10 protein-coding genes are annotated in these 15,629 nt (G+C 72.3%); 2 read left to right on the forward strand and 8 right to left on the reverse strand.

From position 1 onward, the window contains the following. Positions 1–6: 6 nt before the first annotated feature. From AWQ68_RS16545 to AWQ68_RS16565, 5 genes are all read right to left on the reverse strand, one after another. A complete protein-coding gene (locus tag AWQ68_RS16545; RefSeq protein ID WP_066941281.1) occupies positions 7–912 on the reverse strand; it encodes a polysaccharide deacetylase family protein in 906 nt (301 codons plus the stop codon). Positions 913–1,017: 105 nt separating this feature from the next. Then, positions 1,018–2,316 carry a homoserine dehydrogenase gene (locus tag AWQ68_RS16550; protein WP_169808930.1) on the reverse strand — a complete coding sequence of 433 codons (1,299 nt, stop codon included), beginning with the start codon at positions 2,314–2,316 and terminating at the stop codon, positions 1,018–1,020. After that, complete coding sequence (gene lysA, locus AWQ68_RS16555; RefSeq protein WP_066941282.1) at positions 2,313–3,695, reverse strand: diaminopimelate decarboxylase; 1,383 nt, start codon at positions 3,693–3,695, stop codon at positions 2,313–2,315. The genes AWQ68_RS16550 and lysA overlap by 4 nt, the downstream gene beginning before the upstream one ends. A 254-nt stretch (positions 3,696–3,949) precedes the next feature. Next, positions 3,950–4,624 (reverse strand): DALR anticodon-binding domain-containing protein, encoded by a 675-nt coding sequence (locus AWQ68_RS16560; protein ID WP_066941284.1) that lies wholly within the window; start codon positions 4,622–4,624, stop codon positions 3,950–3,952. Positions 4,625–4,644: 20 nt separating this feature from the next. Beyond that, positions 4,645–6,768, reverse strand: coding sequence for a glycosyltransferase family 2 protein (locus AWQ68_RS16565; protein ID WP_066941286.1), 2,124 nt, complete (start codon positions 6,766–6,768; stop codon positions 4,645–4,647). A 510-nt stretch (positions 6,769–7,278) separates the two neighbouring features. On the opposite strand from AWQ68_RS16565, the gene AWQ68_RS16570 reads away from it, so the two are divergent. Both AWQ68_RS16570 and treS read left to right on the forward strand, forming a co-directional pair. After that, the gene (locus AWQ68_RS16570) at positions 7,279–9,030 is read left to right on the forward strand and encodes an adenine nucleotide alpha hydrolase family protein (protein ID WP_066941288.1); all 1,752 of its coding nucleotides are present in this window, start codon (positions 7,279–7,281) and stop codon (positions 9,028–9,030) included. 434 nt (positions 9,031–9,464) lie between these two features. Then, positions 9,465–11,135, forward strand: a complete 1,671-nt coding sequence (gene treS / locus AWQ68_RS16575) for a maltose alpha-D-glucosyltransferase (RefSeq protein WP_066941351.1) — start codon at positions 9,465–9,467, stop codon at positions 11,133–11,135. Positions 11,136–11,239: 104 nt separating this feature from the next. Here treS and AWQ68_RS16580 read toward each other — a convergent pair whose 3' ends face one another. From AWQ68_RS16580 to AWQ68_RS16590, 3 genes are all read right to left on the reverse strand, one after another. Continuing rightward, complete coding sequence (locus AWQ68_RS16580; protein ID WP_157545355.1) at positions 11,240–12,367, reverse strand: hypothetical protein; 1,128 nt, start codon at positions 12,365–12,367, stop codon at positions 11,240–11,242. A 194-nt stretch (positions 12,368–12,561) separates the two neighbouring features. Beyond that, positions 12,562–14,820 (reverse strand): ABC transporter permease, encoded by a 2,259-nt coding sequence (locus AWQ68_RS16585; RefSeq protein WP_066941292.1) that lies wholly within the window; start codon positions 14,818–14,820, stop codon positions 12,562–12,564. A 3-nt stretch (positions 14,821–14,823) separates the two neighbouring features. Beyond that, the gene (locus AWQ68_RS16590) at positions 14,824–15,570 is read right to left on the reverse strand and encodes an ABC transporter ATP-binding protein (protein ID WP_066941294.1); all 747 of its coding nucleotides are present in this window, start codon (positions 15,568–15,570) and stop codon (positions 14,824–14,826) included. Between the last annotated feature and the right edge of the window lie 59 nt (positions 15,571–15,629).

Here is a 15,629-nt window from a genome sequence, read left to right on the forward strand (position 1 = left end):
GTGGATTCACCCGCCGGGCACCTCGGCGGGTGCCGGACGCACCCGGCCCCCGGTGACGTCCCCGAGCGTGCGCACGGCCGTGCCGTGGCGCTCGCGCTTGGCCAGCCAGCTCAGAAACCGGTCGAGCACGTCCGTACGGACCGAGAAGGTGCCGCATCCTCGCGCGCACACCTTGTGGAAGGCCAGCGGGAGCAGGCCGCCGCCGCCCTGTTCGGCGCGGATCACGTAGCCCTTCAGGTCCGCCAGCGTGGCGCTCTCGCGGACCGATCCCGGCGTGCGGATCTCGTAGACCCGCTCGGGCCGGGCGGGCTCGGCCACGGTGCAGTCGCGGCACGGCCGCTGGGCGATGCCGCCGATGGTCCGCGCGGCGTTGTAGCCGCAGTCCCGCGCGGCCTGCCGGGCGGTCGCGTCCACCGCTCCGTACGGGTAGGCGAAGGTCCGCACCCTGAGGCCCGTTCCGAGGAGGGCGCGGCGATCGGCGCAGATCGTCGCCGCCTGCTCCTCGGGGTCGAGGTCGGTCAGCCGCTCGTGGTTCACCGTGTGGCCGCCGATCTCGTGGCCCGCCTTCGCGATCGCGGCCACCTGGCGGCGGGAGAGCTTGCCCGGCGTCCCGAGATCGCCGCTGTTGACGTAGAACGTGCCGCGCAGCCCGTGTTTCTCCAGCAGCCTCGCGGCCATGGCATGGCTGCGGTCGCCGTCGTCGAAGGTGAGCGCGACGACCGTCGTGGGGCTCTTCCCGGGCTTCGCCGTCGGCTTGGCCGCCGGTACGGCGGCGGCCGCGATCCCAGCCGTGACGGCGGGACGGCTCGCGGCCTGGACGGCGGGACGGGACGCCGCGTGGGCGGCCTGCCCCGCGAACACCGGGACGACGAGAGCGGACAGCGCGAGTGTCGCCCAGAGTGTTCTTCGCATCTCACATCCCCGCCGCGTCAGGCTTTCCGGCACACCTCGTGCCTCACATTCCCAGATATATCGGAATTGTGAGGCACGAGCGGCAGGAGATGCGAGGGAGCCTCGTTACGGGGCCTCGTCGCCTTCGACCCGCATCACGCCGGCGACCGCGCGGACGGTGTCCATCTCACGCAGGCTCTCGATCGTCGCCTGGAGCGCGGCGTCGGTGGCGCGGTGGGTGACGATGACGAGTTGGGCGTCGTCGCCCCTGCCCTCCTGGCGGACGGTCTGGATGGAGACGTCGTGCTTGGCGAAGATGTCGGCCACCCTGGCGAGGACGCCCGGCTTGTCCGCCACGTCGAGGGAGACGTGGCACCGCGTGATGCTCTCGCCCATCGGGTGCACCCGCAGGTCCGCGTACGTGGACTCCTCGGGGCCCCGGGTGTTCGCGATGCGGTTGCGCGCGACGGCGACGATGTCGCCGAGCACCGCCGAGGCGGTGGGCGCGCCGCCCGCGCCCGCGCCGTAGAACATCAGCCGCCCGGCCGACTCGGCCTCCACGAAGACCGCGTTGTACGCCTCGCGGACGCCCGCGAGGGGGTGCGACCTCGGGATCATCGCGGGGTGGACCCGGACGCCCACGGACCTGCCGTCCTCGGAGCGCGCGCAGATGGCGAGCAGCTTGATGACGTATCCCATGGCCTTGGCCGAGGCGACGTCGGCCGCGGTGATCTCGGTGATGCCCTCGCGGTGCACATCCGCCGCGGTGACCCGGCTGTGGAAGGCGATGCCCGCGAGGATCGCCGCCTTGGCCGCGGCGTCGAAGCCCTCGACGTCGGCGGTCGGGTCGGCCTCGGCGTAGCCGAGCGCCTGGGCCTCCTCCAGGGCGTCGGTGAACGACGCGCCGGTGGAGTCCATCTTGTCGAGGATGTAGTTGGTGGTGCCGTTCACGATGCCGAGCACCCGCTGGACGCGGTCACCGGCCATCGACTCCCGCAGCGGGCGCAGCAGCGGGATCGCCCCCGCGACGCTGGCCTCGAAGTAGAGGTCGGCGTCGTTCTCGCGCGCGGCGCGGTGGATGGTCGCGCCGTCCTCGGCGAGCAGCGCCTTGTTCGCGGTGACCACGGACTTGCCCGAGGCCATCGCGGCCAGGATCAGCGACCTGGCCGGCTCGATGCCGCCGATCACCTCGACCACGATGTCGACGTCGTCACGGGTCACCAGGCTCTCGGCGTCCGTGGTGAGGAGGGCCGGGTCGATGTCGGTGTCGCGCTTGCGGCCGAGCTTGCGCACCGCCACCCCGGCGAGTTCGAGCGGGGCGCCCACGCGCGCGGCGAGGTCGCTCTCCTGCTCGCGCAGGAGCCGGACGACCTGCGAGCCGACGACCCCGCAGCCCAGCAACGCGATTTTCAGCGGTTTGGTCACAGTTGTCCCCTCAGGAGGTCGTCCTCGGTCTCCCGGCGCACGATGACGCGCGACTGGCCGTGGGCCACCGCCACGACGGCCGGCTTGGGCAGGTAGTTGTAGTTGTTGGCGAGCGACCGGCAGTACGCGCCGGTCCCGGCCACGGCGACCAGGTCGCCCGGCGCGAGGTCGGCGGGGAACCACAGGTCACGCACGACCATGTCGCCGCTCTCGCAGTGCTTGCCGACGAGGCGGGAGAGCATCGGCTCGGCCTCGCTCTCGCGGGAGGCGAGCACCGCGGTGTAGTCCGCGCCGTACAGGGCAGTGCGGATGTTGTCGCTCATGCCGCCGTCGACGCTGACGTAGGTGCGCAGACCTTCGACGTCCTTGACCGTGCCGACCTCGTACAGCGTCACGCCGGCGAGCCCGGCGATGGACCGGCCGGGCTCGACGGTCAGCCGCGGCATGGGCAGGCCGGCCGCCTCGCACACCTTGGTGACGATGTCGCGCAGGCCGTCCGCGAGCTCCTTCACGTCCAGGGCGTCGTCGCCCTGGACGTACGGGATGCCGTAGCCGCCGCCGAGGTCCAGCTCGGGCAGGACGACGCCGTGCTCCTCCTTCACCTGGACGAGCAGGGCGGCGAGGCGGCGCGCCGCCACCTCGAAGCCGGCCGTGTCGGTGATCTGGGACCCGATGTGGGAGTGCAGACCGACCAGTTCGAGCTGGGGCAGCGCCAGGATGCGCCGGACCGCCTCCGCCGCCGCGCCGCTGTTCAGCGACAGGCCGAACTTCTGGTCGTCGTGCGCCGTGGCGATGAACTCGTGCGTGTGGGCCTCGACGCCCACCGTCACCCGGATCATGACCTTGGGGCGGGTGCCGTACTTGTCCGCGAGGAACCCGAGCCGGGCGATCTCCTCGAACGAGTCGACCACGATGTGGCCGACCCCGACGTCGACGGCCCGCTCCAGCTCGGCAAGCGACTTGTTGTTGCCGTGCATCGTGATGCGCTCGGGCGGGAAGCCGACGCTCAGCGCGACCGCGAGCTCACCCGCGCTGCACACGTCGAGGCCGAGGTCCTCCTGCTGGATCCAGCGGGCGATCTCCCTGCACAGGAACGCCTTGCCCGCGTAGTGGACCTCGCCGTCGTCGAACGCCCCACGATAGTCGCGGCAGCGGGAGCGGAAGTCCTCCTCGTCCACGACGTAGAGGGGCGTACCGTACTGCGCCGCCAGATCACGCACGTCGACGCCGCCGATCGTGATCGCACCGTCGATCCGGCCGGACGTTCGCGTCCAGATCGCCGGGTCGAGGGTGTTCAGATCAGTGGGGGTGTGCGGTGGACGTACCTCGGGCAGCGCTTCGGCATGCCCGTCACCGGCGGAATGGGCGAATCGGCTCACCCGAACGAGGCTATCCGACCCCACCGGCACGGCGAGACGGATGACCGACAGGCGAGACAGCCGACCATATGAAATGCGGCGATTTCATCGTTCCAACGAAAAATTCGTTGCAAAGCCCCGAAGATGGTGGACCTCCTTTTCCGTGGCTCGGGAGCGCCCGCCCCTGCGGTGTTCCCCGACCGCCTCCGCTCCGGCCTCGGTCGTGGCGGCGGTGCACGACCGTGTAAGGACGGGTGGACCGGCGCCCGACGCCGTCACAGCCGTTCGGGCAGAGCGGGCGTCACGACCGCGGCCAGTACGGTCCGTACGGCGGTCGCCAGCCGGAGCCGCGCGGTGTGGACGTCGCTCGCGGGCCGGTCTCCCCACGGCACGGCCGGGCAGTGCTCGTGCGCGTCGTGGTAGGCGAGCGCGAGTTGCCCGGCGTACGCCCCCCACGCCGGGTCGCGGCTCGCCGTACGGCTCGGCAGCTCGGCGAGCAGCCGCAGCACGGCGCGGTCGTGCGGATCGTCCAGCGCCTCGGGCCGGAACCCCTCCTCGGGGACGCCGAGATCGCGCGCCCAGCGCCGTACCGCCGCCGCCCGCGCGTACGCGTACCGGACGACGAACCCGGGGTTGTCCCACGTACGGGGGAAGTCCGGGGCGAGCGCGGCGGGCTCGCGGATCTCCGGCGGCCCCTTCCGCACGATCTCACCCGCGACCTCGCCCGGCGCCGTCACCGTGATCAGCAGGAACCCGTCGGGCCGTACCGTGACCGCTTTGATCCCGTGGTGCTCACGCAGCCGTTCCGCGATCTCCTCGGCGACCTCGCGCGGCGGCCGCCCCGACGCGGCCCGGAACGCGACCGGCGAGCCGTAGACCGCCTCGCTCACCCACGATCCCCATGGCGCGGGCGGCGCACCGAGAAGCTCGGCGAGCTGGTCAGGAGTCACCCCGGCAGCCTAGTGCCGACCTAGATCAGGGCGAGGGGCTCGACGGGGAAGTAGCCCTGGAGCGTGGCCGAGCCGAGCAGGCGGCCGACGGCGGACTCGCGCACGCAGACATAGGAGTACCGGTCCGCCGAGTACACCCGGACCCCGTCGGCCCGGCACTGGCGCATGAGCGTCTCGTCCCAGTCGTCCGAGACGTCGGCGAAGCCGAGGTCCGCGAGCGCCTGGCGGCGGCCCAGCAGGGTCCCGCCGCCGATCTCGGGCAGGAACCTGTGCTCGGCGCCCGGCTGGCGCAGGAGGGTGGCCCCCACCTCGGGCAGGTGCGCGTAGAACGACGCCTTCCCGACGATCTCGGCGTCCGTCGAGCCGAAGTAGCGGATCAGGTCGGACAGGTAGTGCTGGCCGTACACGTCCCGGGGGTCGAAGACCGCGACGTAGTCGCCCTCGGCCAGCCGCAGCGCCCGGTCGAGCGCCGCGCCGCGCGTCATCGGGGCGTCCGGCACCCGTACGACGAGGTCCTGGAGGACGGCCACGCCCTGCGGCAGCGACAGCCCGGGGGCGTCCTCGGCGGAGGTCTGGAGCGGGGTGAGGATCTGGCGGGCGCTCTTCTCGACCAGCCCGGCGTCCAGCCCCTCGGCCATGATGACGAGCTGCCCCGGCACGTGGGCCTGGCGCGCGATCTGGTCCAGGAGGTGCTCCAGCTCGGCCGCGCCGTGGACGGCCGCGATGACCGAGACGGTGCCGATGTTACGGACGTTGGGCAGTCCGACCACGTCGAACAGCGGGTCGAGCAGTGGCGTGACGGGAACGGTCCGACGCCAGCCCAGGTGGGCCTCGCGTTCGAGGCCCGCGGCGTCCGCGAGCAGCGCCTCGGCCTGCGCCACGGTCACCTCGGGCTTGACGCCCGCGGCCAGCCTGAGCACGGGCGTGGCGCAGGCGGCGATCTCCGCGACCACCCGCGCGTCCGCGTCGGCCACCGCGACCACCAGCCCGGCCCGCCGGTACGCGGTCAGGACGTCGTCGTAGGACGTCTTGTCCTCGTCCTGCCCGGGGAGCGGCCGCCAGACGCGGCCGCCCAGGACGGGCTCGGCGGCCTCCGCCCGCGGCGCCGCGTCGGCCTGATCCGGCTCGCTCTCCTCGGCGGGCGGCGCCGGCAGCGCCACCGCGCCGAGCGTGAAGACGTCGGAGGTGCGCCCGCCGATCGCGGGCATCGGGTTGTGGATGCGCGGCTGGACGGCCAGCGGGAGGACGCCGACGCGATCGTGGCGCAGCGCGGCCCGCCATTCCCTCGCCCGGGCCTCGGTCGTCGTCAGGACGTACTCGAAGTGCTCGGCGGCCGGGACCCCGCGGGAGACGGAGCCGCCGGAGTGCCAGAAGACCGTCTTGACGCCGCGCTTGCGGCACGCCTCCGCGAGGTCGCGCAGCGCCCGCGACTCCCCGGCCAGGGCCTCCAGCCAGCGCCCGCCGTTGCCCTGCCGCGGGCCGGGCTGTACGGACTCGACGAAGAGCAGGTGCGGCTGGTGCTGGTCGAGCATCGCGGCCCAGTTCTCGGGGCCGAAGTTCGTCACCTGCCGCCACTCGTAGCGCAGCAGCGCCTCGGTCTGCCGGTCCACGATCGCCGCCACGGTGAGGTACGGCCGGGCCAGCGGCCCTTTGGGCACCTCGAAGCCGTCGGCCATGGGCGCGGAGACCTGCGGCGCGCGCGGGTCGGGCGCGGCCGGCGTCGCGGGCGGCTCACCGACGTCCGGCAGCTCCGGCTTGAATTCGGAACGCCTGGGCGCGGGCCGCTTCTTCACCGGCTCCTTGAGGGTCCGGGCCACCGTGCCGGGATTCTTGGTGTGCAGGGCGTCGCCGAGCTTGAGCCAGCGGCTGTCCTGCACCGAGGCGAGCTTCCAGTTGGCGACCTCGGTCTGGTAGCGCTGCTCGGCCAGTTGCTTGGCGAGCTGCGTGTTCTGCCGTTCGGCCCTCCGCGCCCGCACCTCGGCCTCGCGCATCCGCGTCAGCGCCTCGGCCTCGGAGCGCGCCACCTCGTCGAGCCGTCGCTCGTACTCGGTGAGGAGCCGGGACAGCTCCGCCGCCCCCGCGGCCTCCTCGACGGCCTGCGCCAATGCGCGCCTGACGCTCTCGAGGTCGCTCGTCTCGCTCATGGGTCACTCCGCGGTAGTCCGAAAAGGCGGGAGCCACAATATTCGCAGATCACTCGGATCGATCTCCGCTCCCCGAACCGCCACAAAGCTCTCCACCGCTCCCAAGATCCCGCTGACCACAAACTTACCGGCGAAGCGCCACGACATACCCCGCGAATCCGGCCGTACACCCCGCCCAGGCCCGCCGACGAACCGTCCACCGCACCGGCGACGAATTCTCCACACAGTCAGCGACCATCTCTCCACGCCCCCGGCGACCATCTGTCCACACGCCTCCGGCCATCCCACCTGGCGGACCGGCCGGGTGAGGACTTCGTCGTGGGGGTCGTCCTCCACACGGGTACGCAGACGCTGCCTTCCGGGCCGAAACTCCGGGCCGTGCCGGTGAGTGCTCTGTGGGGCGGTGAGCTCGCGAGGGCGGCGGCCGAGCGGGCCTCGCGGTTTTCGCGGGTCGTTGGGTGGTGGCCCGGATCCGTAGACTCTCCCGTCGAAGTAGAAGGAGGGCAAACGGTGCGCAAAGGTGAGTGGCCGCGATACCAGGCCAGGCCGTACGTGTGTGGTGCCATCGGGCCCTTCGACCCGGCCAGGCTGGACGCGCTGGCCCGCTCGGGCCCGGCCGTGCGGCTGGTCCACCGGACGCCGGACGCGGCCCTCCTCACCTCCGCGCCCATCCGCCCGTACGGCACGGGCACGGGGACAGACGCGGCGGACGTTCAGGAGCGGGGCCAGGCGGGCGATTCCGGCCACGCCGCCTTCGCCTGGGGTGGCCGCCTGCCGGCGAGTCCCGGAGAATCGGGCGTGCCCGCCGGGACGGGGGCGCGACCGGGCTGGCTGTCCGTGGCCGAGACCTACGAGACGCCCGGCCTGATCGACGAGCCGGACGAGGTGATCCTGCACACGGGGGCCTTCGGCCTGGACGACGTCTACTACCTGGCCGACGGCGACGCGATCTACTTCGCGGGCCTGATCGAGCCGCTGCTCGCCCTGGCGCGCACGCCGTACGAGGTGAACTGGGACGCCTGGGCCGCCATTCTCAAGCTGACCTACCCGCTGCTTGAGGACACCCCCTACCTGGAGGTCAAGCGGCTGCCGGGGGCGTCCGCGCTGATCTGGTCCCGGACCGACCGGCGGATGCGGGTGGACCGGCGGGCGCCGCGCTGGGTGCGCGAGGAGCCGTTCGACCGAGGCGTGACCGGCGGCGACCTGGTCGAGTTGCTGCACGACGCGCTCAAGCCGTACGACCGCGTGCTGGTCCCGGTGAGCGGCGGGTACGACTCGCGGCTGCTGGCGAGCGTCGCAGTGGCCAGGAACATGGACGTCGAGTCGTGGACGACCAGCCCGGACGACGGGCTGGACAACGACATCGACTTCGCGCGCTACATCACCCGGGAACTCGGCCTGCCGCACCGAATCATCCCGCAATATCCCGAGAAATACCCGAAAGAGGCGCTGTGGGCGGCTCGGCGGCTGGAGTACCTGACCAGCCACCACGCCTGGTACTCCCCCTTCGCCCGCGAGGTCCACGCGGCGGGGCGGCCGGTGGTGGACGGCCTGGCCGGCGGCCCGCTGATGAAGAACTTCCTCATCACCGCCGACGCGGTGGACGCCGGGACCGGCGCCTCCCGCCGCGAGGCGCTCCTGGCCGCGCTGGCGACCGGCGAGCCGCACATGCCTGTTCTCGGCGAGGCCGCGCTCGGCTGGATGGACGGCAGGGTCCGCGCGGCCTTCACCCGGGCGACCTCGATGCTGCACGGCCACCGTTCCGAGTTGCCGCTCAGCGTGCTGCACACGCGCACCGCCCGGGGCATCGCCCGCTCCCCGGTCAATCTGGTGGGCCCCGAGGCCACGCCGGTGTTCCCGTTCCTGCACCCGGAGTTCTTCGACGCGGCCCTCTCGGTGCCCGTCACCCGCAAGGAGGGGGGCAAGTTCTACCGGGAGATCCTGCGGGCGGCCAATCCCAAGGTCGCGACGCTGCCGTCCACCAACGGCGCGCTCCCGCACCGCCGGGTGCCGCTGCGCTCGAACGGCCCGGTCGCCCGGGAGTGGAACCACCGGATGCTGCTGAGGGCCGCGACGATCCCCGGCCTGATGTCGCCGCAGATGCTGGACGTCGTGGCCGAGGGGCCGGACGCGCTGGCGTCGTTCGGCTCGTGGAACTCCCGGTTCTGGCTGCGCGGCCTGGTGCTGTTCGGCGCCTGGCTGGCCGACTACGAGGACGTCCTCGGCGACCTCACGCCGCCGTGGGCGGGGAGCCTCGGCTGACCCGCCCCACACCTCGACGTCTCGTCCGCCGCTGGCACCGTTCCGGCGGCCTCGCCGTCGCCCGCGCACGACTCTGCCGGGCGGCGACGGGATCACTGTCCGCGATCAGACGGCAACAGACGAAAAGCACTTGTCAGGGCGGGGTAACGACTCCTTGTCAAACCCGGGCGGGTGGTAGTTTCTTGTTATGTATATGGCATGAGCTGGCATACAGCTGCGGAGTGTGACCAGGCCACCCCCACCCCTTCTTCATCAAGCGAGACCAGATGAACGCTGCTTCGCCATGCCCGGAACCCGTTTCCGAGGCTGCCGCCGACCTGTCCCCCCAGGTCACGGCGCCCAGCAACCTCATCCCGGCTTCACAGCCGACCGCTGGGTCCACGAGCCGCCACGCCCCCGTGCCGGCTCGCGAGGCTCCCGGTGGCGGCACCCTCATGCCCACCCCGGAGATTGAGGACTTCACCTCCCAGGACCCCCATTGGTACAAACGGGCGGTCTTCTACGAGGCGCTGGTCCGCGGCTTCGCCGACTCGAACGGCGACGGCACCGGCGACCTGCGCGGGCTCATCGAAAAGATGGACTACCTCAAGTGGCTGGGCATCGACTGCCTCTGGCTGCTGCCGCTGTACGAGTCCCCACTGCGCGACGGCGGATACGACATCTCGGACTACCTGAAGATCCTTCCGGAGTTCGGCGATCTCAGTGACTTCATCAAGATGATCGAGGCCGCCCACGAACGCGGCCTCCGCGTCATCACCGACCTCGTCATGAACCACACCAGCGACAAGCACCCGTGGTTCCAGGCGTCCCGGCACGACCCGGAGGGGCCCTTCGGCGACTTCTACGTCTGGTCCGACGACCCGACGCGCTACCCCGACGCGCCGATCATCTTCATCGGCGCCGAGGAGTCCAACTGGACGTACGACCCGGTGCGCGGCCAGTACTACTGGCACCGGTTCTTCCACCACCAGCCGGACCTCAACTACGACAACCCGGCCGTGCAGGACGCCATGCTGGAGGTGCTCCGCTTCTGGCTCGACCTGGGCGTGGACGGGTTCCGGCTGGACGCCGTGCCGTACCTCTTCGAGCGTGACGGCACCTCCTGCTCGGGCCTGCCCGAGACGCACGCGTACCTCAAGCGGGTGCGGGCCGAGGTGGACCGGCTCTACCCGGACCGGGTGCTGCTCGCCGAGGCGAACGGCTGGCCCGAGGACGTGGTCGAGTACTTCGGCGACCCGACGACCGGCGGCGACGAGTGCCACATGGCCTTCCACTTCCCGCTGATGCCGCGCATCTTCATGGCCGTGCGCCGGGAGAACCGGGAGCCCATCTCGGAGATCATGTCGCGCACGCCGAAGCTGCCGGAGAACGCCCAGTGGGGCATCTTCCTCCGCAACCACGACGAGCTGACGCTCGAGACGGTCACCGAGGAAGAGCGCGACTACATGCACGCCGAGTACGCCAAGGACCCGCGGATGCGGGCCTACCTCGGCATCCGGCGCCGGCTGGCCCCGCTACTGGAGAACGACCGGGACCAGATCGAGTTGTTCACCGCGCTGCTGCTGAGCATGCCGGGCTCGCCGGTCATGTACTACGGCGACGAGATCGGCATGGGCGACAACATCTGGCTGGAGGACCGCGACTCGGTCCGCACGCCGATGCAGTGGAGCCCGGACCGCAACGCCGGTTTCTCCCAGGCGGACCCGGGCCGGCTGTACCTTCCCGTCGTGATGGACCCGATCTACGGGTACCAGTCGGTCAACGTGGAGGCGCAGCTCAAGAGCGAGTCGTCGCTGCTCCACTTCACCCGGCGGATGCTGCAGATCAGGCGGGAGCACCCGGTGTTCGGCACCGGCGACTACATCGAGCTGTGGTCGCCGAACCCGGCCGTGCTGGCCTTCCTCCGTGAGGAGGGCGAGGACCGGATGCTGTGCGTCAACAACCTGTCCAAGCATCCGCAGCCGGTCGAGCTCGACCTGCGCAGGTTCGCCGGCATGACTCCGGTCGAGTGCCGCGGCGGGGTCCCCTTCCCCGTCATCGGCGAGCTGCCGTACCTGCTGACCCTGCCGGGCCACGGGTTCTACTGGTTCTCGATCCGCCCCTGACGGCCGTCTCCGGACGGACGTGAGGCGCAGCCGGGACCCCTTCGCGGGCCCGGCTGCGCATGGCCCCGGCCGGCCGCCCGCGCGGTCGGCCGGGGGTCAGGTGATCAGCCGTACCGGAGGATGGTCGTCTTCTCCCCGTCCCTGTCGCCATCGCCGTTGCGGCCGACGGCCCACATGCCGTTCGAGCCGGGGATCCGGGTGATGGACACCGAGTACACCTCGCCGAAGCGGAAGTCGGGGCCGTACGTCGCGGTCCATCGGCCCCGCGACTGCCGCAGGAAGAGGGGTTGCTTCGGGTGGGACGCGTCGATGCCGGCCACCCAGATGCCTCCGGACGCGTCGGCGGTGATGCCGGTGAGGCGGCCCTTCTTCACCGGGAGAGGCACCCGGCTCCACGACCTGCCGTCGTAGTGGAGCACGAGCGGCTGCGACATCGTGAGATCAGCGCGGGCACCGGGGCCGATGTGGCCGATCGCCCAGACGTCGTCGGCACTGACCGGCCAGACCTGGGTGAGACTGCCCTCGGGTGTCGCCGGGACGGAGATCGCCCTCCAGTCCATCGCACCGGCTTTCCCGGTTCCCCGTACGACGAGGGGCCCGTCGGTGTTCAGCGAGTGACCGACCGCCCAGGTCTCTCCGGTCCTGCTGCGGGCCGACACCGCGGCGAAGCCGCCGTTCTGGATGGACTCGCTGGTGAAGCCCGTGCGCCCGTTCCAGCTCAGGATGATGCCGCGGTCGTCGTTGGTGGTCCCGGCGAACCACACCCGTTCCCGAGCGACCTCGACGTCGGACAGTCGGTAGTTCTCGGCCAAGCCGAACGGCTGGTACATGCGCCAGCTTCCGCCGTTCCAGTGCCCGACCCGCACCCTGCTTCCGTTGCCCACCACCCACACGTCGTCTCGGGACGCCGCGCTGACGGCGTCGAACGTGTAGATGTCCGTGTCGTACCCGGCCGGATAGCGGTAGGCGGGCATGGTCGCGTTCTTCCACTGCACGCCGTTCCAGCGGGCGATCGCCGGACACGGCACGTGCTTCTCCACCGTGCATGCGTACCCCACGGCCCAGGCGTCCCGCGGGCCGGTCGCGGCCACCTCCACCAGGCCGCTGCCGTGCGGCCCGAGGGCGGTGCCCGGGACGACCCGCCACTGCGGGGCCGCGGCTTCCGCGACCCCGCCGTTGATCATGGATGCGGCCGCGATCGGAAGGACCAGGGCGAGTGCGGCTCGCGTCACCTTTCGCCGTCTCCGACGGCCGGCGGAGAACTGCGGAGGGACGGCTGCGCCGGCGGTCGGGCCGCCGGATCGGGCGCGGGGGATGGCCATCGGAAAGATCCTCTCAGGCTGCGTTGGGCGCAGTCTGCGACGGACCCCTTGCAATCCCCTTGATCGTCGCCTTCCGCGACGCGTCCGCCGGGCCGTACGGACTGTCAGCGTGCGCTGTGCGGCACCCGGGCGCGCGCCGCCCGGCGGGCCGGGATCAGCGTGACGAGCAGGGACGCGCCCACCGCGACCAGCACGGAGGCGGCGAGCATCCCGGCTGTGGGGGCGCGGCCGATCCCTGCCCCGACCCCGCTCTCCCGGCCCTCCAGATCGATCAGCACGGCCGCGAGCGGCGCGCCCGCCGCAGTGCCGATGACCACGCCGCTGACGGCGAGCAGGCCGGTGCCGGTCATCAGTGTCGCCATGACCTGACGCGGGGTGAGCCCCATCGCCTTGAGCACCGCGAGATCCGGCGCGTGGTCGCGCAGGCCGAGCGCGCTCGCGGTCAGCAGGTTCGCCAGGCCGATCAGCGCCAGCACGGCGACCAGCGCGATGATGATCACCCTGATGATCGCCAGCCGATCGGCCGGGTTCACCACCGGGGAGACCTCCAGCGACATGCCGAGCAGCCGCGTCCGCACCTCGGCGGGGTCGGCGCCGTCGCGCAGCACGATGCTGTAGAACTGCGGCACCGCGTCCTTGGGCGCCAGGCTGTCCAGGCCGAACGACAGCACCTCGCCGTCGTGCTCCGGCTCCACGACCCGGCCGACGATCCTGACGATCAGCGGGGTGCCGCCGATCGTCATCCGCACCCGGTCGCCGATGTGGACGCCGAGCAGGTCGAGCAGGCCCTGCCCGGCCACCGCCTCGCCCTGGTCCCGGTAGATCCGGCCCTCCACGACGGGGAACGGATAGGGGTCGGCGGACCGGCCGAGCGCCCGGGTGCGCACCGTCCTGGTCTGCCACGGCACGAGCGCGTCCGGCTCGGCTCCGGGATAGACCGCCGCCACGTCAGGGTCGGCCGTGGCCCGACGCAGCGCCTCGTCCGCCGCCAGGTCTCCCGGGCGTGCGGTCAGCGCGGCCGCCTGGCCGACCCGCTCGGGATGCCGGATGAAGTCGTCGAGCGTCGCCCAGCAGCCGAGCCCGATGGCGATCATCATCATCGGGATGGCCACCCCGCACACCGTCAGCACCGCCGGCGTCCGCCGCGTGAACGCGTCCCGCGCGCCGAGCACCAGCGCGGGCGGCAGCCGTACGAGCAGGGCCACCCGGGCCAGCCGGGACAGGTGGCCGCCCGGAGGCGCGGCCGGCGCGGCGGGGATCGGCGGCGTCCGGCCGCCGCCCCAGGCGGGCACCCAGACCGAGCCCAGGACCACCAGCCCCGTGCCGAGGGCGATCGCGGCGAACGGCCCGGGCGAGAGCGGGACGACCACGGTGTCCGGCAGCGCGTACACGGTGATCAGCCGGCCGGCGACCAGCCCGAGCACGATCCCGAGCAGGCCGAGGACGCCGTTTTCGGCGACCAGGGTCAAGGTCACCTGGCGCCGGGTGAACCCGAGCGACTTCAGCGTGGCGATGTCGCGCACCTGGCCGAGCACCCGGCCGCCGGTGGCGTTGGCGAGGGCGAGGGCCGCGGCGACCAGGCCCGCGGCGCCGAACAGCGCGAGCAGCAGGCCGAGCAGCCGGTTGTCGAGCTCCATCGAGGCCCGCACCTCGCGCCAGGTGGACACCCGCTGCACCTGGTTGTCCAGCACGGTGACCGCCCGCTGCACGACGAGGTCGGTGTCGTCGGGGTCGGCGAGCCGTAACCCGACGACGCTCTCGGTGCGACCGGCGGCGGGCTCGACCACGTTGAGCGTCCCGGCCAGCGTCCAGACCAGGCCCGGAGCCCAGTCGGGGTAGAAGCCCTGGTCGCCGCTCTCGGCCAGGCCGGCCACCACCAAGGCGTGCGAGGCGCCGTTCAGACCGGTGACCGGGAACGGACTGCCGGGGCGCAGCCCCAGCTCGCGCGCGAACGACCGCTCGACCACGACCGCGTCCGGGTCGCGCACGTCGAGCCAGCGCCCCTCGCGCAGCAGCGGGCGCGCCACGGACTGGAACGCGGCGGGCGTCTCCTGCAGGGCGATGGGCACCTTGCGCCCGTGCGCGGCCAGGGTCGCCGGCGCGCTCCGGTACGGCCCGGCGAGGTCGGTGACGCCGTCCAGCGACCGCAGGGCGCCGACGTCGGGGGTGTCCTTGGTGTGGATCCAGATGTGCGCGCCGTTCCCCCGGGTGAAGAGGCCGCGCCAGGGGTTCGTGCCGTCTTCGAGCAGGGTGGCCGCGGTGACGAGCGCGGTGACGATCCCGGCGACGGTGAGGATCGTGAGCAGCGCCTGCCCCCGGCGGGCCCGCAGGTCGGCGCGGATCCAGCGCAGCTCCGCCCGCACGCCTCAGCCTCGCAGCTCGACGACGTCGCCGACCGTGCCCATCGGGCGGCGGCGCGTCCTGGGCAGGGCGCCGTCGTCGACGATCTCGCCGTCCAGGAGGCTGACCACCCGGTCGGCCATGCTGGCCACCCGCGCGTCGTGGGTGACGAGGACGATCGTCTGGCCCTTCCTGTGCACGTCGGACAGCAGGCGCAGCACGTCCTTGGTGTTGCGGCTGTCCAGGTTGCCGGTGGGCTCGTCGGCGAGGAGCAGCCGGGGCTGGTTGGCCAGCGCGCGGGCCAGCGCGACCCGCTGCTGCTCGCCGCCGGAGAGCTGCGCGGGAGCGGCCGAGGCCCGCTCGGTGAGCCCCAGTTCACCGAGGAGGTACTCGCGCCGTTCCCGGGCCTGGCGGGGAGAGGCCCCGCCCAGCAGCGCGGGCAGCTCGACGTTGTCGGCGACGGTCATGTTGGCGACCAGGTTGAAGAACTGGAAGACGAAGCCGACCTTCTGCCGCCGCAGCATCGCCCACCCGCTCTCGGAGAGGGTGTCGGCGCGGGTGCCGTCGAGCCAGATCTCCCCGCTCGTACGGACGTCGAGCCCGCCGAGCATGTGGACGAGAGTGGACTTGCCCGAACCCGACGGGCCCATGATGGCGACGAACTCCCCGCTCTCGACCTGCATGTCGATGCCGCGAACGGCCGGAACCGGCACGCCCCCGGACTGGTAGATCTTGACGAGGTTGATCGCCTTGACCGCGGGGGCGCCGGTCACGACCGGCCCCTCTCAGACGTACGCGGTGCGCGGGGGGTTCGGGGCGTGGGGGGTGTGGG

The organism is Microtetraspora fusca, assembly GCF_001570365.1.
GTDB lineage: Bacteria > Actinomycetota > Actinomycetes > Streptosporangiales > Streptosporangiaceae > Microtetraspora > Microtetraspora fusca.